The sequence below is a fragment of the Arcticibacter sp. genome (assembly GCF_053551015.1).
On sequence record NZ_JBMQOB010000018.1, the window covers coordinates 163,092 to 185,833 of the forward strand.

Here is a 22,742-nt window from a genome sequence, read left to right on the forward strand (position 1 = left end):
CAGATCATGAAAAGAATATTAAATATCACCTGTATAGCCGCTGCGGCATTGATGTTATCCTCCTGCAAGGAGTATTTGGAGATTCCCTCCGAAACGAAGTTTGACAGTGAAACCATTTTTCAAACTGTAGACCGGGCGGAGATGGTTGTGGTAGGAGCTTACTCCCAGACCTTTAACCGCGAGTTATATTATCAGTTGGGAATGGGCACTGACGAGTGTTTTTCGACCGAAGGCGAAACAAACAGTAAGAACCAGGTAGCCAATTACGTTTACACCACTTCAAATATTCCGACTTCTACCTATACATCCATGTATGCCGGTATCGAGTATGCAAACGTGGCGATCAGCGGACTTCAGAAAATGGATGTATCCACTGAAGCTGAGAAACGCAAGATCAACATGCTGCTGGGAGAAGCGTATGCTATCCGGGCGATGAACTACCTGAATATCGTACGATTCTTTGGCGATGTACCTTACGCAACAAAACCGGTTGCCGAAACAGGTATTTTCGAGTCTTCACGCGTTAGTCGCGATACCATCTATGATGGTTGTGTGGCCGACCTGCAAAAAGCTGTTGAGCTGCTGCCCTGGAAAGGCGAAGGGATGGTGCCCACACCTGAACGCTTCACAAAGAATTCCGCTTACGGAATATTGGCGAGAACAGCACTCTATGCTGCCGGATACTCACTCCGCTGGGATTTGAACAGCTACGCACCGGGTTCGGTAACTATAGCAAAGCGCTCGGATGCTACCCGCATCAAAGAGCTTTATAAAATCTCGGCAGATGCCTGCAAGGCTGTGATCGACAGAGGTGAGAACGCACTCCTTCCTAAATACGAAACCGTCTTCAGGGATCTGGTGAACGCACGCTACAATGCGGAGTCTATGCTTGAATACGGTCAGTATGGGAATGATAACAACGGATCCTCTGCCGGATATACCAACGGCATTTTTGTCCATACATCTTCCATGTTCGGAAAGAGTCAGCCCGCTATGGCGGCTCTGCCAACCTACTGGTTTGACTTCGGGAACGGCGATACCCGCCGCGACGTGACCATCTGCAATTACGGCATCAACAGCGACAACAGTCGCCAGATGAATTCCTACAGCAGCAACACTATCGGTAAGTTCCGCGTGAACTGGGCAGAAAAGATGGGTACCGCGATCAACAAGCGTGATATCAACTGGCCGGTACTGCGTTATTCTGATGTCCTGCTGATGTATGCGGAGGCCCTTAACGAATACAATAACGCACCTACGGCCGAGGCGAAAGCCGCATTTGAGAAAGTACGGGCACGCGGATATGCCGGAAATACGGCTGCTATGGGCACCACTCCAGGCGATTATGAAGGCTTCAAAAAAGCAATCATCAACGAACGTAAGCTCGAGCTGGGTTTTGAATCATGGAGAAGAACGGATCTGGCACGCTGGGGAATTCTGTATGAGACCTTAAGCGAAACCAAGGAGAAACTGGTCAGGTTAGCCGGCAAGACTCAGGAGTTTGCTGATGTTGATGCTTACCGGGTATATAAAAAGACGGTGGCTAACTCATTCTCCGATCCGGTTGTTGCTATACCCTATACAGGATATAAGCAAATGACGAGTGCAGACTCAACCCAAATGGTGAAAGACGGATTTGTCGTGTTGAGAATGCATGGCGCATCACCGCTGTACTCTCAAGGGGCACTTACCCCAACAGCCGCTGTAGTGAACAACCTGTTCCGCGGTCTGGAGAAGAACAAAGTGGAACTTCTTCCGCTGGCCATATCGATTATCGATGTGAACTCGGGGTTGGCGGGACAACAGCACCCTAAATACTAAAACCTAAATACTAAAGCATACAAGACTAAAGGCCTCCAGGGGCCTTTAGTCTTTTTTACACTTTGCCAGAGTCATGCCGTAAATCATGTGCGCTATGAGCAGCTGACCATAGAAACGCGTATACGGAATCTTCGGTTCTCGTGGATGCATTCTGAAAGTCAGCTCCCAAACCGTTATTCCTCCCAAACCGGCAACAGCACCGCTAATTAGGCCGTTCAGTAATGTCTGGCGCGTATGGGTTTTCTGCCAGTAAGCCTGCAGAGCAAGCCCAAGTCCCATTCCCACCTGATAGTGCGCCATCCATCCGATGGGAAGTGCCATCTTCTCGGCTGATCCGGGCAGGAAATCATCGGCAAGTTCAGCAAGCAACTCCGGCTCACGGAAGTTCTCCTCTTTTTTTCTCGCAACAGCATAGCTGTAGAGCGTCATCGCCGATGTGGCGACAATTCCGGACAATAATGTTTTGACTACATTCATATCAGTGTTTTTAAGACTAGTGCCATATTCTGTGCCAGTTTATATTCAAATCGTCAGAACCATCTCTCCAGTTTCAATCCGTAGGTGAGCAGGAGGTTCTCACTATCGGTCACCTCGATCCGGTTATAAGCGAGCGAACTGTTTAAGCTCAGCCAGGAGTTGAGTTTGAACCCCAGGTTGAAAGTAGAACGGAGATTGTAATCCCGTTTCCGGGTAAGTGAAGGTTGCCAGAACGTACCCCCATCCATCGTGAGCAGCTTTTTTACAATGAAACGGAACTGTAGCCTGAGTGAATTGCGATAGGTATGGTAGTTCACACGCGTGGTATCGTTCAGATGCAGATCACTCAGGTCATAGAGAATCCCGTCGCTGATATTCAGGTAAGCGTTCGGCCGGTCTACTATGCTGTAGGCCACGCCTGCGCCAGCCAGTAGCTGGTTGTTTATACGCAGGGAATAGCTGGTATTGTAGGTAGCAAGTCCCCAATAGTAGAAGTCCCTTCTCTTACCGTAAAGATTGAAATCGAGGGATGAGGAAAAGTCGTTATTGGTCAGGGTGCTGTTCGATTTACCATAGGCCCAGCTGTTGCCGAAGTTCAGCAGGATCTTTTTCTTCTTCATTTCAAAACGGACCTGATTATTCAGCAGGTAGGAGCTGCCGTCTTTTGCCCGGTTTATCGAACCCGTTGAGTTGAACAGCGCATGGTATTGAGTAGAATCATTAAACTGCGCGGAAAGCGGCGAGGGTATTGAAATGAGCAACAGCAGAGAGAGAAATTTATGCATATTCATCGGCGGTAGATCCATCATAGCGACAAATAAAATTGTGCATTGTTTTGATTCAGGTAATTGACGCAATCCCTTGCGGAAAGTGCTCTGATTCTCAAATTGCATACCTGTTTTCCTGTTTGTGCCAACTATTTGCACAGGATGTTGTTTCTCTTATATGATTGTACAAATGCATAATGATGAAACCTCGAAAGAACTTTCAGCAATCGAAAAGTTACTCTCTTATTCTCTTGAGGAAGTAAGCATTTTCGATGAGCTTGCCGAGGATAAGGCCAGCGGAAAGTTCCGCTCTGCCTTTGCCAGGTATTCGTTCCTGCGCGAACAACAGGCGATGAGCATGAAGTTTTACCTTCGTTCAAAAGGCTTACGTCTGAAACCTACGTCGGACGGCGCCGGTGACAAGGAAGGACATTCGTGGGATGAATTGAAGCAAGCACTTGGACGCTCAGATTACGCTGCCATCGCGCGCATTACTGGCAAGGCTGCCAGACACACAGTGCACCTCTATCTCGATGCACTGAAAAACACACATACCCGCAATGCGTCCATACGCAGGATGCTGACTGAGCATCTTAAGCAAATTAAAAAAATCAACGCTTCCCGGTCCTAAGATCGGAAAATCCTCAGGAGGTGCCGGTCTACTAAGTGCGGGCATCTTCTGATCATCTTCTCTATGAGTATCCCCTGAAAGCGTAGTGACTCCACTTGGATTATTCGCTCCAACTTCCAAACCTAAATTGACCAATATGGAAATTAAGTAGCGATCAATCTGAGCGAAGCGCAGCCGACGGAAGAAGAGAGAGAAGTCCTGGCGTCAATGAACTACTACGGGAATAAGATTTTGGCGGCGTTGCTGCCCCTGTCAGGATAAAGGCGCGGACTAACCCCGGAGTGCGGCAGCTAAACAGCACAGAACGAACGTTATCGGGGAAAGGGCAACACCTGGAAAAGATGATGCTCCGATTATAAAAGGCAGGAGAATTAGTATTTAGAAAAACGTATGTTTGCGCCCTGCTGAAAAGGACCCAGGCTGTCTAAGAGGATGATAATGTTATCTTTTTTGTAACATAATGGCTTTTTCTGCAACTAACTACAAAAAAATAACGCAATCAAATGAAACTCTTATCTCTCCTGTGCGCACTCTTTATTTCAATCAACGTCTTTGCACAGATGCCTCCGGCAGCAGCAACCAAGGGACGGATCTCGGGTGTAGTGATCGACTCGCTAACGAAAAAGCCGGTCGAATATGCTTCGGTTGCACTAACCATTGCCGGAGCAGCAAAAAGCGTTAATGGCGCACTGACGGATGCCAAGGGTGCTTTCGTTATGGACAACGTTGTTCCCGGAAAATACAAAGTCAGCGTAAGCTTCATGGGCTATAAGCAGAAAGAAGTGAACGATGTAGTTACTACAGGAGCGAAGCCCGATAAAAACCTGGGCCGGGTCATTCTGGCGCCGTCGTCTAACCTGCTGAAAGAAGTGGCCGTTACGGGTGAAGTGCCGATGGTCGAGAACCGGGTGGATAAGGTGGTTTATAATGCCGAAAAGGACGCAACGGTTTCCGGTGGAAATGCGGGTGACGTTTTAAGAAAGGTGCCGATGTTATCGGTTGATCAGGATGGAAATGTTTCGCTCAGAGGAAGTCAAAACGTGCGGATCCTCATCAACGGAAAGCCTTCGGGTGCGGTAGCGGCGAGCACAGCAGATGCGATGCGGATGTTGCCGGCTGACCAGATCAAGAATGTTGAGGTTATCACCAGCCCTTCCGCCAAATATGATGCAGAGGGAACCGGCGGTATCATCAATATCATCACTAAAAAAAGGGAAATATCAGGTGTAAGCGGATCCGTCAGCGGCGGTGTTGGTACTCGTCAGAATAATGGAAATGCCAACCTGAACATCAACAAGAACCGTTTAAGCATCACAGCTAACCTCGGAGGGAATGGTTCATGGCCACAGACAACCAGGACGATGAACAACAGCTTTGCCCCGGTATTAGGTACAAGATCCATACAACAGGGCGAGAGTAATACAAAGCGTTTTGGCGTAATGGGTTCGGGCAATGTGAGCTATGATTTTAACGACTATAACAGCCTGTCTACAGGGATACGCGTGAACCGGGGACAGTTCAAAACCGACGGGTCCTCTTTTAACAGCAGAACCTTCCTGAGGGAAGACGTGATGCAGAGTGAGGAGTATTCTTTTGATAATCTGAATAAGACCACTTTCAGCGGTTTTGACTGGAATGCTGATTATACGCATAAGTTTAAAACTCAGGGTCATGAACTGAGCCTTGCAGGGCAGTGGAGTCACAGCAAGAATGAGACGGATTTTTCGTCTTTGTATTCTATACTGACCCGTGCCGATCAGATGGGTAATAATGACGCTTCGAACGATGAATATACCGTTCAGCTAGACTATAGCCTGCCGCTGAATAAAGTGTTCAAACTGGAGCTAGGTGGAAAAACTATCACCCGGGAGATTACCAGTAATTCCCTTTTCAATACAGCGGTAAATGGCGGTGCCTTTGAATATAATCCGCTGCTTTCTAATATCTATGATTATAATCAGGACGTCCTCTCGGGATACTCAGTCTTGAGTATACAAGCAAGCAAAAGTGTAGGCATCCAGGTGGGGGGACGTCTGGAACGTACCGAGATTGAAGGACAGTCGGCAGCCGGATCTTCAGAGCAGTTAGCTGTATCCAATGACTACACGAATTTTATTCCGAGTTTCGCTATCTCAAAAACGTTTAAGAACTTTCAGACTCTCCGTCTAAGCTATAGCAAACGCATTCAGCGTCCGAGCCTGCAATATCTGAATCCATTCCGTGATATCAGTAATGACCAGTTCCAGAGGCAGGGTAATCCGGCTTTGTCGCCAGAGGTATCACAGACTGTTGAGCTCGGTTTTTCCAAAATGATTAAAACCTCTATGATCAATACCTCTGTGTATTTCAGACACACGGCGGATATTATCGAGAGCATCACACGTCCGGATCAATATGAAGGCCGTTCCGTTACTCTGACATCATATGATAATATTGGAACCAATAACTCCGTAGGAGCAAGCTTTTTCGGCTCTGTAAGTCCTGTAAAGGGAACTACCATCCGCGGTAACTTTGATATTTACTCGTATAAACCAAGTACGGGTATGTCGTTTTCCGATCTGGCTGGCGAATCTAAAACCTATGCCCTGTATAAAGCGTATATCAGCGGGTCAGTTACCTTACCTAAGGACCTGATTGCGGAGACGTTCTACATCCTGAACTCACCAAGAAGGACATTCCAGGGAGAGAGCCCATCTTTCAGCATGTGGCAGGTTTCCTTCAGTAAGCAGATTCTGAACAAGAAGGCTAAAATCGGACTGAATGTGATTGATCCGTTCAATGAAACGAAACACTTCAAGTCGAATATCAACAGTCCCGAGTTAGTTCAGGTTCAGGATTTCGGAATTCCGTTCCGCTCCGTGGGGATCAACTTCAGCTATACGTTTGGTAAAACGAACTTCAATCCACAGCCGAGAAAGAAGAGAGGCGTTAGCAATGATGACCTGAAACAGGATGGTGGACAGACAGGTCAGGGTGGTATGACGAATTGATTTTTCGTACCTTCGCGAAAAATTAATTTTCATGTCTGAGCTAAGCATTTTCTCGTATCTGCCAGCAGACGATCCAGAAGTTCTGGAGCAGCTGCAGGACCGGATAGAACTCGTTAGGCACAAGCTTAAATTTGTTGAGCTTGTGCCAACTGTCGCCTGTATAAGCAGCCTGTCGCCCCTGAAATTAGCGGGAGGTTTGGTTCCTGAACTGATCAGGCTTGCAGGCGGGACGCCGGTTGAACTTGAGGATCTTGCTGCTGCAGACCCGCAATACATCATCGTTGCGCTGGAGGGTTCTCCTCTTAACACAGCGATGAGCGAGGTAGAAACGCTTATGGCGCTGCCTGGATGGGAATCTCTTGACGCCGTGAAGAATGGCAGGATCTATCTTGCAGACGGTGAGGGTCATTTCTCTGACTCGCCAGCAGGCATTGTGGAGACGATTGAAATGATCGGAGAGATCCTTAATCCCAAGCAGTTCGCGTTTGGTTATGAAGGTGAAGGCTGGATAAAGTTCGGCGTCTAAAACAGAACCTCTGTCGGGCTGTTCATAAAGAAAAACATCCATGGCGATTTTATTTGAGCCTATTCAAGTCAGGAGCATTGAGTTCCGGAACCGCATCGTTGTGTCTCCGATGTGTCAATATTCAGCAGAAGAAGGTTATGCCAACGACTGGCACCTGGTCCATCTGGGGAGCAGAGCAGTTGGCGGTGCAGGATTAGTCATCGCGGAAGCGACTGCGGTCTCTCCCGAAGGCCGGATCTCACCGGGCGATCTCGGGATCTGGCTGGACGATCATATCCCTATGCTTAGCCGGATAGCAGCTTTCATCCATGAACAGGGCTCCGTAGCAGGTATCCAGATTGCGCATGCCGGACGGAAAGCCAGTCACGATGCCCCCTGGAAAGGCGGCTCTTTTCTTTCAGAAGATGAAGGAGGATGGAAGACTGTCGGACCTTCAGCTTTGCCCTTTGCCGCGGGAGATTCTCTTCCTCACGCGTTAACAGCTGAAGGGCTGGAGAACGTAATAATTGATTTTCATGCTGCTGCTAAACGAGCGCTGGAGGCAGGTTTCAAGGTTCTTGAAATACATGCCGCACACGGCTACTTACTTCACGAATTTTTGTCGCCTTTGTCAAACTTCCGGACCGACGAGTATGGAGGTTCTTTTGAAAACCGTAGCCGTTTGCTGGTGGAAGTAACCGAAGCAGTGAGGAAGGTCTGGCCGGAAGAGCTGCCTTTGTTTGTGCGCATCTCTGCCAGCGACTGGGTTGAGGGGGGCTGGACACCGGATGACTCAGCGCAACTTGCAATTATTCTGAAGGAAAAAGGTGTCGATGTTGTTGATTGCTCATCAGGCGGGAACGTGCCGAATGCTCAAATTCCTGCAGGTCCGAACTACCAGGTTCCATTTGCAGAACAGGTGAGGCGTGATGCTAATATTCTGACTGGTGCCGTGGGCATCATTACTGATGCTCATCAGGCTGAAGATATATTACAAAAAAGGCAAGCAGATTTTGTTCTGCTTGCCCGTGAGATGTTAAGGGATCCTTATTTCCCCATGCATGCTGCACAGCAGCTGGGTGTTGAAATGGATTGGCCTGTACAATATGAAAGAGCTAAAAGATCACGTTAAGATTCTTAAGCACCCGCGGCCAGTATCTGCTGGTCGGCGGATATAAATTTGTTCAGTGCTGATTCAAGATTCAGATAGTCGGATACATAATCCACTTTCTGAGGACCGTTAATGAACAGAGTTGTCTGATTTTTAATCGTGTTGATGATGGCTGGTGTAAGCTCTTCAGGAAGAGCAGGACAGCCGAGGCTACGACCCAGACGGCCATGTTGTTTAACGAAATCCTCGTTCACGTAGGATGCTCCGTGGATAACGACTGCACGATTAAGTGCATTTGAATTATAAGCATTATCCATTCCGTTTATCTTCAGCGACAAACCATGTTTACCGTGGTAAGTATTTGCAGTCACATAGAATCCCAGACTACTTTTGTTGGACTCGGCGATATTGGAGAAGCTGGTGGCATAGTTGTCGCCACTTCCTTTACCATGTGCTACGAGTGTGTGAAACAGCAGCTTTTTGGCGTTCAGGTCGATGATCCACATTCTTTTCTCGGAGCTGGGTTTATTGAAATCGACAACAGATAGTATCTGTTTGGTATCTGATAGGCGACCTGCATCTTTCAGGTTATAATACCCTGTGATAGCTTTGGCAAACACGTCATAGTCAAGAGATGCGTCGGCAAGTCCCGCAGCTGTATAAACACCAGATATATACTGGTCAAACAGACTGGCTGCAGACATTACTTTTTCTTCTTTAACTGTAGACTGGCTTATTTCTTTCCTGATTTCGGGATGGTTGCTGATCTCTGTATCTGACTTCAATCCCCATCCGATTGCCGGAATGCTGAGTGCTAAAATGATGTAAGTTGCCCCTTTTAAAATCCTGTTCTTCATAAATTCCCCCCGTTGATTTGAAAAGTAAGGTTTCTTTCTATAAGCAGATGAATTAGGTTGTGTGTGTAGCGGTTAACAGTACAAATATACGGAAATTATTTTGGATGTCAAATAGTTAGGTCACGGGAAGGTCAGAATCGTGGGACAATTAGCCGCTATCCTAACCCTCCCGTGATCGATCAGCGTGAACATACATGAATACCTATAATCAATTCATTAGGTATGAATTTAGCATAAAGGTTCCGCTTTGGCAGCTGATCTTTCCCTCAGCCAGACGTTCTTATGGATTTTTGAAAAGATCAAGGTTTACAGCTTCTCCCATTCTTTTGTAGCCGGCTTCGTTAGGGTGCAGGAAATCATTATCGTGCATATTGGGTAATATTACCCCGGGTTCCCCGCTGACCATAGCCTTATCAAAATCGATCACACCATCGAATTTTCCACTGTTTCTGATCCACTCGTTTACATAGGTGCGAGCTTCCTGACGGAAAGGCGCATCATAGAAGGATTTGGCAAAGGGAAGAATGGTAGCGCCATAGACTTTGATTCCTCGGGCATGGGCCTTATTGATCATCGTTTCGTAAGCCTCGGTTAGCATTTTGGCCAGAATAGGCGCGTTTTCGGCGTTTCTGATGCCGCCAATATCATTAATGCCCTCCAGGATGATGAGCCACTTTACTCCTTGCTGGTCGAGTATGTTGTAGTCGAAGCGTTCGAGGGCTGTCGGGCCCAGCCCCCCTCTGAGCACGCAGTTGCCCCCGATGCCGAAGTTGAGAACGCTGATGTTCTTTGTACGGGAGTCTGCGAGCAGTCTTTGAGAAAGGATGTCGGTCCACCTGTTTTGTTTATTTGTACCAGAGCCTCGTCCGTCAGTGATCGAGTTTCCCATTACTGCGACAGCAGCTGAATGTTTGCTGGCATTGACGTCGATGTTCATGATGCTGTACCAGTGATCGGTTTTAATCGGAGTGTCAAAAACGGCCTTCGCTGACTGGTCGCCTCTTACGAGGTAGGAAGTAGTACGGGATCCCGGATGTCCGCTGACTGTCTTGCCGGCTTTACCATAAAAAATCGTAATTGCCAGCAGGGAGTTAGGTTTCAGGTTGAAGCTGAGCGGATCAGAGTAGATGTCAGCTCCGGGTGCGAGCGCAAATCCCTTTTGATTGCTGAAGCTTAGGCTCCGGATGCTTTCCGGAATAACCTGGCAACTATCTGCAGGTAAGGCGACGGACACGGCATTTACGACCAGGGAATCCTTGCTGTAGGCATTAGAAAGCCGTAAACGGATGTTTTTACCTCCAATCGAAACTCTTACAATCTGTCTCAGGGTGTTGCTGGACAGGCCGGGATCGGGTGGCATATTATGCGGTTCTACCTGCATAGGGGCCGTGGCCCATGTTCCCACCCAGCCGGAGGATCTCTCTGCAGAGGCTGAAGAAGATTTTTTTAACGAACAGGAGAGGGACAGACTCAGCAGGGAGCATATTAGTAGCGTGTGTTTAATCAGTTTCATTGCAGAATGGGTGCTTAGGTTATGGTATAAATCGGTTAGTTTTTACAGGTCTTGGATAAGCAAATGTAATGAAGCGGCCTGCGTTCTCTTGCGATTTTTATTCGGGAAAATGGCATAAATGTTCATATCCCCGGCAAAGGAGTACACCGCACCGTGTGCTGTCAGGGCTTACGAGCGGATGCGTGAACGAGCGGGAAAGAAGGCGAGGAGGGCTGCAAGGGGAAGGACCGAGTCTGTTGCTTAACATTTGTTCTATGATTATAACATTAATAACCCCTGAAAATCACTATTAATACCGTTTTTGGCTGTGTGAAAACTAGTCGTAATATCATTCAGCCTGAAGGGTAGCTTTCGGTGTGTGTGAAACGATTAAGACCCATTATTAACCAGTTAACATTAAGCGTTTTGAACAGTAAATTTCTACTCTCGTTCCTGTTCCTTCTGGCACATTTAGTTGCTTTAGGAGGTGAAAAGGAAAATTCCGGTTTTGTTTATTTCAAGGATCAGGGAAACTACTTCCCGCTTACAGAAGGAGGTGTACCCATTCCTGTTGTTGTTGATGATCTCGACTTCAAAGGTGTTCTTCATGCGGTAGGGAACTTGCGGGAAGATTTCAAAAGAGTGACCGGACATGCTCCTCAGTCATCAGGCGGGAAGTACCGGATCATTATCGGAACGGCAGGTAAGTCGGCCGTTATAGACGGTCTGATCAGGTCAGGTAAAATAGCAAAGAAAAATTTGGTTGGTAAGAACGAAAAATTTATTATCGAAGTTGTCAAAAATCCTGTGCCAGGTGTAGAATCTGCCCTGATTATTGCTGGCAGCGACAAGAGAGGAACGATCTATGGAACGTATGAACTCTCCACCCAGATAGGCGTGTCGCCCTGGTATTACTGGGCAGACGTTCCTGTGAAGAAGCACACAGAGCTGTATGTCAAGCCTGGAACATATACGCAAGGCGAGCCAGCAGTGAAGTATCGTGGGATATTTCTGAATGACGAAGCTCCGGCTTTGAGTGGTTGGAGCAAAGCCACTTTCGGAGGGTATAACCATCAGTTCTATGAGAAAGTATTTGAGCTGATTCTGAGACTTAAAGGAAATTTCCTTTGGCCTGCTATGTGGGGTAATGCCTTCTATGATGACGATCCGAAAAATGGACAGCTTGCCGATGATCTTGGTATTGTTATGGGAACCTCCCACCACGAGCCGCTTGCCAGGGCGCAGCAGGAGTGGAAGCGTCATGGAAACGGAGGTGCATGGGATTATAGTGCTAATGCGGCTGGTTTGAAGGAATTCTGGAAGGGGGGAATGGAACGTGCGAAGAACTGGGAAAGCCTGATCACCATTGCGATGCGTGGCGATGGAGATGAACCAATGAGTGAAGATCAGAATAAGGATTTGCTGGAGAGGATCGTCAAAGATCAGCGCCAGGTCATACAGGAAGTTACAGGTAAGAAAGCGGAGATGACACCGCAGGTCTGGGCTTTGTATAAAGAGGTGCAAGACTATTACGATTCAGGTATGCGGGTTCCAGATGATGTTACACTTTTATTTTGTGACGACAACTGGGGTAACGTGAGAAAGCTACCGGAGCTGACTGCTAAAAAGCGTAAGGGAGGCTATGGGATGTATTATCATTTCGACTATGTTGGTGCACCCCGAAACTCAAAATGGATAAACGTTAGCCAGGTGCAACGCGTCTGGGAACAGATGAACCTAACTTATCAATATGGAGTGGACCGTATCTGGGTAGTGAATGTGGGCGACTTAAAACCGATGGAGTACCCCATTTCCTTCTTCCTGGATATGGCCTGGAATCCTAACCGCTTCAATGCAAATAACCTTTTGCAGCATACTGAAGAATGGTCTGCGCAGCAATTCGGCGATCAGTATGCGAAAGAAGCAGCTAGATTAATCAACTTATATACGAAGTATAATCACCGGGTCACCCCGGAACTGCTGGATGATAGAACATTTAGCCTGGCCAACTACAACGAATTTGAAACAGTGGTGAAAGACTATCGCAATCTGGTTATCGACGCTATGCGCTTATATTATCTCATCCCTAATGAATATAAGGATGCATTTGATCAGCTGGTGGTATTCCCGATCAACGCATGTTCCAATGTTTATGAGATGTATTATGCTGTCGCAAAGAATAAGTTCTACGCAGCAAAAGGGGATGAGCAGGCGAATTATTGGGCCGATAAAGCGAAGGAGCACTTTCTTCAGGATTCCGTTCTAACCCTTCATTATAACCAGGATATCGCAAACGGCAAATGGCCTCACATGATGGACCAGGTGCGTATCGGGTACAGAAGCTGGAATAATCCGCCGAAGAGTATTATGCCGAAAGTACAATATGTGCAGGCAAAGGCACCGGCAGAAAAGGTATTTGTGGAGGAAGAAGGGGTCGTATCTATTGAAGCGGAAAATTTCAGAACATCTTCGAATAGTAAAAAGGTGAGCTGGACAGTGATTCCAGATCTGGGTAAAACGCTATCGGGACTGACAACGATGCCTGTGACGGAGACTCCGGATAAGCAGGTTTATGTGGAATACGAAATGGATATTAAAACGACTGGAAAAGCAAAGCTGATCGTCTTAACATCTCCAACACTGAACTATAATGCGAACCGTGGTTTGCGCTATGCGGTGTCTGTAGATGGCGGTGCGGAGCAGGTAGTCAATATCAACGGGCACTACAGGGGTGAGCTGGGTCGCTGGCAGGCGCAAAGGATCATTGAATCGACCACCGAGCACGAGATCGGTAAAGCAGGATTGCATAGGATCCGCATCCGCCCACTGGAACCAGGGATCGTTTTTCAAAAGATCATGCTGGATCTCGGCGGACTTAAGCCATCATATATGGGAGCGCCGGAAAGCAAGCGCAGTCAGAACTAAATTCAAGCCAGGTTAGGCGCTCGTTATAAATCAAAATGCCGGTCCATTGTGTTGGACCGGCATTTTGATTTTGTACCAGACGTTTTTGACGCTTCTGCAAACGTAGTAGTTCTGTTATTTATCGGGATATAACAGATATTTCTTTCTCATCTTTCTGAATTCTTTTAAGCCTGGTTCCCAGCTTTTGCGAATCTCGGCTTCGGATTTACCGGCGATGATGCTTTCTCTTAAGGTGGCGGTGCCTGAGCGGTAGTCGAAGCTGCCAACAGCCGGATGAAGAGTATGATCAAAGAACTTCTTTTTATCCGGAAAAGCATTATACATCTCGATAAGCCATGACAGGTTGATTTGCCCGGTCTTCCTGAGTATATTGGTGTCGTAGTTCCGAAGATCTATTCCGTAGCAAACGCTGTCTTTGTATAGTGGGTTTTCACTCATTCCCTTGATACCGACCGGTTTGAAGGAGAACTCGTATTTTTCCTTCAAATCAGGTGCACCCAATACAGTAAAGGGCATATATGTGCCTCTCCCATAGTTGATCATGGTTCCTTCGAACAGACACATGGAGGGGTAAAGTAGAATGGACTGCTGGGTGTTTAAGTTCGGGGAGGGGTTGACAGGAAGCTCATAAGGCATGCTGTGGTTGTAATTGGCCACTTTGATGATATTGAGTTTGCATTTTGGGTACTTGTCCATATAGCCCTCTCCGTTAAGCATCAGAGCAAACTCACCAATAGTCATGGCGTGGGTAATGGGGATTTTATGCTGGCCGATGCCTGACTTGAATTTGTCTTCGAGAATCGGTCCATCGATAAAGTAACCGTTTGGATTCGGGCGGTCGAAGATCATGAGCTCTTTGCCGTTTTCAGCACAGGCCTCCATGACATCTTCCAGTGTATTCAGATTAGTATAGAACCTGCAGCCTACATCCTGAATATCAAAAATTACCAGGTCTACGTCTTTAAGTTGCTCCTTAGAAGGCTTCTTAGCTTTTCCATACAGAGAGAAGATGGGGATGCCGGTCTTTGCGTCCACTTCATCATCAACGTGATCTCCATTGCTGGCATTTCCTCTGAAGCCGTGTTCAGGTCCGAATACCTTTACGATTTTGATGCCCAGGCTTAACAGGCTGTCTACGCTGAGCTTGTTGCCGATGATGGATGTTTGGTTAGCCACCATTGCCACGCGTTTCCCTTTCAGGTAGGAGAGGTATTTGTCCGTCTGGTCTGCACCGGTGATGATTGATGTTTTCCCTTTTGGGGCATCCGCTTGTGTTTTGGCCAGTAGCTCAGGACAGAGACCAGTCAGGAGTAAAAGTAAAATTAGGAACGAGGCGGCTTTCTTCATTTTTCAAAATGCTGAGTAAGGGTGAGTTGATTCTCTAAGCTAAATAAAATAAACAGCACAAGCAAGAGTTTGCGTTTTTATCATGATTGTGGCATAAAGCAGCATTTAGACTCGATGAGGAATCGGCTCACAAATAAAAAGGCCTGAGATCTTGCGATTTCAGGCCTTTCGTTGAATTTTTTGAGATTATTTAGGAAAGCAGATTTCTCCAGCTTACGCGTTCTCCGATGATTCTTTCTAATTGATCTGCAGCAACACGCTCCTGTTCCATTGAGTCGCGGTGACGGATCGTCACTGTATTATCTTCTAAGGTTTGATGATCTACCGTGATACAGAAAGGAGTACCGATTGCATCCTGACGGCGGTAGCGTTTTCCGATAGCGTCTTTTTCTTCGTAGATAACATTATGATCAAGTTTCAGCAGATTCATGATCTCTCTAGCTTTTTCAGGTAAGCCATCTTTCTTCGTCAAGGGGAAGATAGCTGCCTTTACAGGAGCCAGGGCAGGGTGTAAACGCAACAGGGTACGGCTGTCCTTTTTGTCTTCGGTGCTGATATCCTGCTCTTCGAAAGCGTTGATCATGGTCAGCAGGAACATACGGTCAAGACCTATAGAAGTTTCGATTACGTAAGGTACATAGTTGCCGTAAGGTTTGCCTTCTTCATTCAGATCGTTATCGAAGTACTGCATTTTCTTCCCTGAGTATTCCTGGTGCTGTGTCAGATCGAAGTCTGTACGGCTGTGGATACCTTCTACTTCTTTGAATCCGAATGGGAATTGGAATTCGATGTCGGTAGCGGCGTTTGCATAATGCGCTAATTTAGTATGATCGTGGAAACGGTATTTCTCAGGAGAAGTACCCAAAGCCTGGTGCCATTTCAGACGTGCGGTCTTCCAGTAGTCGAACCACTTCTTGTCTTCTCCGGGGCGTACAAAGAATTGCATCTCCATCTGTTCGAATTCACGCATACGCATGATGAACTGGCGTGCGATAACCTCATTACGGAATGCCTTACCGATTTGTGCGATTCCGAAAGGGATCTTCATACGACCTGACTTCTGCACATTGAGGAAATTGACGAAGATCCCCTGAGCAGTTTCCGGACGAAGGAAAACTTCTTCGCTTCCTTCCGCCATCGCACCGAACTGAGTGCTGAACATCAGGTTAAACTGGCGTACTTCAGTCCAGTTGCGCGTGCCTGAAACCGGGCAAGCGATTTCATGGCTGACGATCAGGTCACGAAGAGTACTCAGGTTTTCTGATTTCAACGCGGCGTCCATGTCAGCCTGCAACTGGTCGGCCTTATCTTGTTTGCCGTCTTTTTCGTAGCGGGCGATCTTATCTTCTAAAAGCTGATCAGCACGGTAACGCTTTTTAGAATCTTTATTATCGATCATCGGATCGTTGAAGCCATCAACGTGTCCGCTGGCCTTCCATACTTTAGGGTGCATGAAGATGGCAGCGTCAATGCCTACAATGTTTTCGTGCATCTGCACCATTGCTTTCCACCAGTATGTTTTGATGTTATTTTTTAGTTCAGCGCCTAGTTGCCCATAATCGTAAACGGCACTTAAGCCATCATAAATTTCGCTGGATTGAAATACGAAGCCATATTCTTTGGCATGGGAGATCACATTCTTAAAGATCTCGTCGTTATTTTTACTCATGATGCTACAAACTTAAATTTTTTATACGATTATCGTATATACTCCTGGCGTTTGTTTGCTCCTAAAAACTGCCCAGGTTTACTAATTTAGCGCGATCGGAGGCGTTTTTCCGAATCAACGGTATAGGATTTTCACATATATGAGCATAGTAGTTAAACACCTGACGAAAGTTTACGGCGCGCAGAAAGCGATAGACGGGATTTCTTTTTCGGCCAATAAGGGCGAAATACTGGGTTTTCTTGGTCCGAATGGTGCCGGGAAGTCGACTACCATGAAGATCCTATCCTGCTTTATTCCACAGACTTCCGGATGTGCAGAAGTTGCCGGCTTTGATGTAAGCAGTCAAGCGATGGAAGTGCGCCGGCATCTGGGTTATCTTCCCGAGCATAATCCTTTGTATCTGGATATGTACGTGAAGGAGTCGCTGGGCTTCATAGCCGACATTCATCGGATTGGGCGTAAGCAGGAGCGAATTGCTGAAATTATAGACATTGCCGGCTTGGGCAGGGAACAGCATAAGCGTGTGGGTGAGCTTTCAAAAGGATACCGGCAGCGGCTGGGTATTGCACAGGCGCTGATCCATGATCCTCAGGTGTTGATACTGGATGAACCGACCTCGGGTCTGGATCCGGCACAGCTTGTCGGTTTGCGGGCATTAATCAAAGAGTTAGGGAAAGAAAAGACCATCATTTTCTCCACCCATATCATGCAGGAGGCCGAGGTGCTCTGCGATCGCGCGGTTATCATCCATGAAGGCAGGATCGTTTCAGACTCGACGCTTCCGGACCTGATGAATAGTTATCCGGGACTCAAGTTAGAGGACATTTTTCTGCGTCTGATCGGATCGATTCTGTAAAAGTATCAACAAATTGTTAGTGGGGACGTTAGTGTTTTGACAATTAAAGTCTTACCTAACAACAACACTATGAAAAATGTATTTCTATCTTTCGCATTTGCGTTGGTTGCCGGTTTTGCCAGCGCACAGGTCACCACGCCACAGACATCTTCTGCCTCCCAGGAAGCGGCGATCTCTGAGGGAAACTGGATGATTGGAGCCGGAATAGGATCGACGAATTACAATTTCGATACAGAAACGTTTAATATTAGTCTGGAACCACGGGCTGCGTATTTCATCACGGATAATGTAGCTGTCGGTGCTCAGGTAAAATTAGGACTAACCGCTTATGACGGCGGTTCCGTATTCGAATACGGGGTAGCACCATTAATCAGATATTATTTTCCGGAAGGGGCAACCCCGACCAGCAGATGGTTTGCTGAAGGTACAGTGGGTGTAGGTGGAAGTCATATCAAGGACAATGATAATGACGAGCCTGTTTCGCTGCTGATCGGTATCAGCGGAGGATATTCCCATTTCGTGAGTCGTACTGTAGCACTTGAAGCAGCTCTTGGATATACCTATAATAAGTCAGATGTGGGTGCTGGCAGTGGAATGTCAGGATTAGCATTGACGCTAGGATTCAATATCTATCTGCCAGGGCAGGCCAGGTAAGCGAGATTATCACCCAATCATTGAATTAACCGGACTGGATCCGGAAATTCAAAGCGGGCTTTTGAACATCTTTTCAGAGTCCGCTTTGAGATTCCTGCAACTATTGTTGAAGATAGCGGTTTAACCACCTCCGAAATATAAATTTTATCTGCGTTGTAGGATAAGATTGATTTACTTTGTACTACAGATATGAAAAGAATAGTCATTGGCTTGTTGTTTGGATTCATCGTTCAGGAATCTATAGCCCAGCAAACTTCGAACACTCCGTATCCTGTCAGACCCCGTGTCAATATGGATCTGGAGGTTTCGTTTCCGGGGGGGACGTATGGGGACCTGTTCGATATTGGCTTTGGAGGTTCAGGTGGTCTCGATATTCCCGTTACCAGAGCGCTCTATGCAACTGGTACAGCTGGTGTTACGTCTTTCTACCGGAAAGATTCTGAAACGCGTACGTTTATTCCAATGAAAGTTGGAGCTAAATATTATATAACCAGAATGATCTATGGTCAAGCAGAGATCGGGACCAGTGTGGGTGTGCAGCAGGGGGCAGGTACGGCCTTTATTTTTGCTCCCGGAGTTGGGCTATCGTATCCGATGACGGAGAGAAGCTCCGTTAACGCAGGTTTTAGATATGAATCCTGGGCACGCGACGGCGGTAATATTGAACAGCTGGCAATTAAAATAGGTTACCAATTTTAATCCATGTTTGCTGTATTCATCAAGGAATTTTCCGGTTTCTTCAGTTCCCTCGTAGCCTATATTGCTATAGGCGCTTTTCTTGCAATGACCGGTTTGTTCTTGTGGGTGTTTCCGGAGTCAGCTATCCTGGAGAATGGTTACGCTACGCTGGATAGTCTGTTTGGTATTGTGCCTTATCTCTTTATCTTTTTAATTCCCGCTATCACTATGCGTTCTCTCGCGGAGGAGAAGAAGGACGGCACGTTTGAGTTGCTGGCTACCCGGCCCCTCAGTGATATTGAAATTATCGGCGGCAAGTTTCTGGCCTGCCTCGGTGTCGTGATATTTACGCTCCTGCTAACTCTTGTCTATTATTTCACCATACGATCCATTAGTGTGCCTGAGGGACAAGTGGATTCGGGAGCGATTGCCGGATCTTATATCGGTTTGCTTCTTTTGGGTGCCTCATACATCTCCATCGGGATGTTCGCCTCTTCTATCAGCAAGAACCAGATTGTTTCGTTTTCGCTTGCGGTATTCCTTTCCTTTTTCGCATTTAGTGGATTTGACTCTCTGAGCATGCTGTTGTCATTGCAGCATGTAGATGCGTTTATCAGCTCCCTTGGAATCAGTGAGCACTACCAGTCATTAGGCAGGGGAGTGGTAGACTCGAGGGATGTACTCTATTTTGCGTGTTTCACTGTGTTCTTTCTGATGCTTACGAAGACTGTTTTGGGAGGAAGAAAGTGGTGAGCAGGAAGAGGAAAGCTATTCGGGAACTTGGGGCGCTGATCATAGTCATCGTGATCCTGTCAGTTTTATCCCAGCATTATTTTCTGAGATTGGATCTGACATCAGACAAGCGGTTCACACTGTCCGATATTACCAAAAAGGAACTTGCTGATCTTGACCAGGATATTCAGGTACAGATTTATCTCGACGGGGAGTTTCCGGCAGGGTTTAAACGTTTACGCAATGCAGTAAGTGACCTGATGGTCGATTATCGATCCTATTCAGATCGAAAACTAAGCTATGTGTTTGTGAATCCAGCAGAAGGAGGACAGGAACAGCAGGCTGGTCTGATGCAGGAGCTGAGTGCACGCGGACTGATGGCTACAAACCTGAGTGTTAAAACAGAAGAGGGATTTTCGCAAAAAATTATTTTTCCATCAGCTCTGATCCGGTATCAGGGTAGAGAAATCCCGGTCAACTTTCTTCAGTCGCGTATGGGGACCTCTCCTGAAGAGGTCTTGAATAACTCTATTCAGAATCTGGAGTACGCGTTCACCAGTGCGATACGGAAATTGAAAAAAGGTGGCCGGCAGAATATTGGATTTACAGAAGGTCATCAGGAACTGAACGATCTGCAGCTGGCAGACGCGATGGGCTCGCTCCAAAGTGCCTACCAGGTGGGAAGGGTTGACCTGAAGAGCATCAGTCTGAAGGGAATGGAAAGCCTGTCGCTCCTGATCATTCCCAAGCCCCAGCACGGGTTTACCGAAGCTGAGAAATTTAAGATTGACTACTTCGTGAGCCGGGGAGGAAGTGTGTTGTGGGCAATAGATCAGGTAAACGCAGAGTTAGATAGCTTGCGGGGCCAGGGAACACAACTGGCTTTTGTGAAGTCGCTGAATCTGGATGATATGCTCTTCCGCTATGGATTGAAGCTGAATTACAATCTTCTAGCCGATATGAACTGCGCACAGATCCCGTTGAAACTAGGCGGGAATGGTGGCGGCCAGGCACAAATGCAAATGGTTCCCTGGATGTATTATCCACTATTTGTTCCTGTTAGTCACCATCCGGTAGTTAAAAATATTGAAGCCGTCAGATCAGAGTTTTCTGGTACGATCGATACGTTGCCGCTTCGTGGGGTGAAGAAGGAAGTTCTGTTAAGCTCCTCGCCGTTTAGCCGGGTACTTCAGGTACCTGTGTTGATCTCGCTACAACAGGTAGAGCAGGAGCCGGATCCTCAACAATTTAGGGGGCAAGCGCAGATCACGGGTGTTGCGTTAGAAGGGGAGTTTCCGAAGGTGTTTGAAAACAGACCGGTTCCAGAGGGTGTTACTGGGAATTTGCCGGCAGGGCGACCCAGAGCGGCAAAGATGATTGTTCTTTCTGACGGTGATATCCTGAAAAATCAGGTAAGCGCGCAGGACAGTTCTCCTTTTCCGCTGGGATTCGACCGTTTTTCAGGGCAGCAGTTTGGAAATAAGACCCTGCTCATGAACATGGTCGACTATCTGACAGATGACTCATCTATCATTGCGCTACGCAGTAGAGAGGTAAAGAACTATCTGCTTGACCGGGCCCGAATCAAGTCTGAGAAGCTGCAGTGGCAGATACTCAACGTGGGACTACCGCTGATCCTGCTGGCTATTACGGGGCTGTTGGTTCAGGGTTTTCGTAAGCGCAAGTATTCAAGGTAATTGAGGCTGCCGCCTGGGGCCAATATGTGGATAAGGAATAGTGAATTGTGTATAAATCGCGTCGGGAGCGTACGGTTTAATTTCTTGTTTCATGGAAATTCTTTTCTATTTTTGATGCATACATAATCATATATGAGATTCATCGTTTCGACTTCAACCTTATTAAAGCAATTACAGGCGGTAAACGGAGCATCAAGCAGTAGTACTGTGCTTCCGATACTGGAAAATTTTCTTTTTGAGATAAAAGACGGAATTTTAACCATCTCCGCCACAGATCTGCAAACCAGCATGACGACATCCCTTCCTGTGGAGTCGAAAGAAGAAGGCAAGATTGCCATTCCTTCAAAGATCCTGCTGGAAACATTGAAAACTTTACCGGATCAACCGATTGCTTTCCATGTTGACGATTCTACATTTGCAATTGAAATTAATGCGGGCGATGGAAAATATAAGCTCAGCGGAGAGAATGGGGATGACTTCCCGAAAATCCCTAGCGTGGAAAACGCTTCGGCGGTAAGTCTGTCTGCTTCTGTATTGTCTGAAGCGATCAACAAAACGATATTTGCAGTAAGTAACGATGAATTACGTCCCGCTATGACGGGTGTGTTCTGTCAGCTTACTCCAAGCAATTTTACTTTCGTATCTACTGATGCGCATAAACTGGTGAGATACCGTCGCTTTGACGCAAAAGCAGAGCAAGCAGCTTCATTTATCCTTCCAAAGAAGGCGCTGACCTTGCTGAAGTCATCTTTGCCGACTGAGGATGTGGCCGTATCTATCGAGTATAATAATACCAGTGCATTTTTTCGCTTTGGGAATATCAATCTGATCTGCAGATTGATTGACGAGCGTTATCCGGATTATGAAGCTGTTATTCCGCAGAGCAATAACAATCGAATGACGATAGACCGCGCTTTATTTTTAAGTTCTCTTCGTCGTGTTGTGATTTTCGCGAATAAAACGACGCATCAGGTTCGTTTGAAGATTACAGGAAGCGAACTGAATATATCGTCTGAAGATATCGACTTCTCGAACGAGGCACATGAGCGCCTGAGCTGCCAGTATGAAGGTGAAGATCTGGAAATCGGCTTCAATGCACGTTTCCTGATCGAGATGCTGAACAACCTGAGCGGTGAAGAAGTGACTCTGGAGATGAGTACGCCGAACCGTGCAGGACTACTAGTTCCGCAAACTAATGATGAGAACGAAAACGTGTTGATGCTGGTTATGCCCGTAATGCTGAACACTTATGCATAGTATTTTGTACAATCTTGAAGTAGGCTCATCATCTGACAGGACGCGCGCTTAAGATTGCCGGAATTATCAACGGAATTTGTTGAATAACAAAGCATTTTGTTGGAAAAACGGAAATGGCACTGCCGTTTCCGTTTTTTTTATGCTCCTGATTATCAGGCGGGATGGTGGAGCTGGATTGAGCCTGGTATATAGTGTGGTCTGATAGTTGAACTAGGGGGGGTACTTAATCACCGCGAAGGGGAGTAAGCAAGAGAAAAGAAGCGCAGGCCCCTAGCA

18 protein-coding genes are annotated in these 22,742 nt (G+C 46.9%); 12 read left to right on the forward strand and 6 right to left on the reverse strand.

Annotated features, from left to right (window positions below; translation table 11 throughout):
* The first annotated feature begins 6 nt into the window (after positions 1 to 6).
* Positions 7 to 1,821: a RagB/SusD family nutrient uptake outer membrane protein gene (locus tag ACO1NU_RS12490; protein ID WP_448818823.1), complete on the forward strand. Its 1,815-nt coding sequence runs from the start codon at positions 7 to 9 to the stop codon at positions 1,819 to 1,821.
* Between the two features lie 45 nt (positions 1,822 to 1,866).
* Here the strand turns inward: ACO1NU_RS12490 and ACO1NU_RS12495 are convergent, their stop codons facing one another.
* Together ACO1NU_RS12495 and ACO1NU_RS12500 are read right to left on the reverse strand one after the other, a co-directional pair.
* A complete protein-coding gene (locus ACO1NU_RS12495) occupies positions 1,867 to 2,298 on the reverse strand; it encodes a hypothetical protein (RefSeq protein ID WP_448818824.1) in 432 nt (143 codons plus the stop codon).
* A 53-nt stretch (positions 2,299 to 2,351) separates the two neighbouring features.
* Positions 2,352 to 3,083: a DUF481 domain-containing protein gene (locus ACO1NU_RS12500; protein ID WP_448818825.1), complete on the reverse strand. Its 732-nt coding sequence runs from the start codon at positions 3,081 to 3,083 to the stop codon at positions 2,352 to 2,354.
* 172 nt (positions 3,084 to 3,255) lie between these two features.
* Between ACO1NU_RS12500 and ACO1NU_RS12505 the strand changes: the two genes are divergently transcribed.
* From ACO1NU_RS12505 to ACO1NU_RS12520, 4 genes are all read left to right on the forward strand, one after another.
* Positions 3,256 to 3,696, forward strand: coding sequence for a hypothetical protein (locus ACO1NU_RS12505; RefSeq protein ID WP_448818826.1), 441 nt, complete (start codon positions 3,256 to 3,258; stop codon positions 3,694 to 3,696).
* A gap of 503 nt (positions 3,697 to 4,199) precedes the next feature.
* On the forward strand, positions 4,200 to 6,686 hold the full coding sequence (locus ACO1NU_RS12510; RefSeq protein ID WP_448818827.1) for a TonB-dependent receptor domain-containing protein: 2,487 nt from the start codon (positions 4,200 to 4,202) through the stop codon (positions 6,684 to 6,686).
* 31 nt (positions 6,687 to 6,717) lie between these two features.
* Positions 6,718 to 7,212: an ABC transporter substrate-binding protein gene (locus ACO1NU_RS12515; RefSeq protein WP_448818828.1), complete on the forward strand. Its 495-nt coding sequence runs from the start codon at positions 6,718 to 6,720 to the stop codon at positions 7,210 to 7,212.
* 40 nt (positions 7,213 to 7,252) lie between these two features.
* Positions 7,253 to 8,323 (forward strand): NADH:flavin oxidoreductase/NADH oxidase, encoded by a 1,071-nt coding sequence (locus tag ACO1NU_RS12520; protein ID WP_448818829.1) that lies wholly within the window; start codon positions 7,253 to 7,255, stop codon positions 8,321 to 8,323.
* A 5-nt stretch (positions 8,324 to 8,328) separates the two neighbouring features.
* On the opposite strand, the gene ACO1NU_RS12525 is transcribed toward ACO1NU_RS12520, so the two are convergent.
* Both ACO1NU_RS12525 and ACO1NU_RS12530 read right to left on the reverse strand, forming a co-directional pair.
* A complete protein-coding gene (locus ACO1NU_RS12525; protein WP_448818830.1) occupies positions 8,329 to 9,159 on the reverse strand; it encodes a murein L,D-transpeptidase catalytic domain family protein in 831 nt (276 codons plus the stop codon).
* A 280-nt stretch (positions 9,160 to 9,439) separates the two neighbouring features.
* Positions 9,440 to 10,672 carry an SGNH/GDSL hydrolase family protein gene (locus ACO1NU_RS12530; RefSeq protein WP_448818831.1) on the reverse strand — a complete coding sequence of 411 codons (1,233 nt, stop codon included), beginning with the start codon at positions 10,670 to 10,672 and terminating at the stop codon, positions 9,440 to 9,442.
* A 405-nt stretch (positions 10,673 to 11,077) separates the two neighbouring features.
* On the opposite strand from ACO1NU_RS12530, the gene ACO1NU_RS12535 reads away from it, so the two are divergent.
* On the forward strand, positions 11,078 to 13,576 hold the full coding sequence (locus tag ACO1NU_RS12535) for a glycosyl hydrolase 115 family protein (RefSeq protein ID WP_448818832.1): 2,499 nt from the start codon (positions 11,078 to 11,080) through the stop codon (positions 13,574 to 13,576).
* Between the two features lie 114 nt (positions 13,577 to 13,690).
* Here ACO1NU_RS12535 and ACO1NU_RS12540 read toward each other — a convergent pair whose 3' ends face one another.
* The gene (locus ACO1NU_RS12540) at positions 13,691 to 14,923 is read right to left on the reverse strand and encodes an exo-beta-N-acetylmuramidase NamZ family protein (protein WP_448818833.1); all 1,233 of its coding nucleotides are present in this window, start codon (positions 14,921 to 14,923) and stop codon (positions 13,691 to 13,693) included.
* Between the two features lie 190 nt (positions 14,924 to 15,113).
* Positions 15,114 to 16,592, reverse strand: a complete 1,479-nt coding sequence (locus ACO1NU_RS12545; RefSeq protein ID WP_448818834.1) for a glycine--tRNA ligase — start codon at positions 16,590 to 16,592, stop codon at positions 15,114 to 15,116.
* Positions 16,593 to 16,731: 139 nt separating this feature from the next.
* On the opposite strand from ACO1NU_RS12545, the gene ACO1NU_RS12550 reads away from it, so the two are divergent.
* The 6 genes from ACO1NU_RS12550 to dnaN all read left to right on the forward strand — a co-directional run bounded on the left by ACO1NU_RS12550 (position 16,732) and on the right by dnaN (position 22,466).
* Complete coding sequence (locus ACO1NU_RS12550; protein ID WP_448818835.1) at positions 16,732 to 17,448, forward strand: ATP-binding cassette domain-containing protein; 717 nt, start codon at positions 16,732 to 16,734, stop codon at positions 17,446 to 17,448.
* Between the two features lie 69 nt (positions 17,449 to 17,517).
* A complete protein-coding gene (locus ACO1NU_RS12555; protein ID WP_448818836.1) occupies positions 17,518 to 18,102 on the forward strand; it encodes a hypothetical protein in 585 nt (194 codons plus the stop codon).
* 189 nt (positions 18,103 to 18,291) lie between these two features.
* Positions 18,292 to 18,801: a hypothetical protein gene (locus tag ACO1NU_RS12560; protein WP_448818837.1), complete on the forward strand. Its 510-nt coding sequence runs from the start codon at positions 18,292 to 18,294 to the stop codon at positions 18,799 to 18,801.
* A gap of 3 nt (positions 18,802 to 18,804) precedes the next feature.
* A complete protein-coding gene (gene gldF / locus ACO1NU_RS12565; protein WP_448818838.1) occupies positions 18,805 to 19,533 on the forward strand; it encodes a gliding motility-associated ABC transporter permease subunit GldF in 729 nt (242 codons plus the stop codon).
* Positions 19,473 to 21,209 carry a gliding motility-associated ABC transporter substrate-binding protein GldG gene (gene gldG / locus ACO1NU_RS12570; protein ID WP_448818839.1) on the forward strand — a complete coding sequence of 579 codons (1,737 nt, stop codon included), beginning with the start codon at positions 19,473 to 19,475 and terminating at the stop codon, positions 21,207 to 21,209. Before gldF ends, gldG begins: the two co-directional genes overlap by 61 nt.
* Positions 21,210 to 21,341: 132 nt before the next feature.
* On the forward strand, positions 21,342 to 22,466 hold the full coding sequence (gene dnaN / locus ACO1NU_RS12575; protein ID WP_448818840.1) for a DNA polymerase III subunit beta: 1,125 nt from the start codon (positions 21,342 to 21,344) through the stop codon (positions 22,464 to 22,466).
* Positions 22,467 to 22,742: the final 276 nt, after the last annotated feature.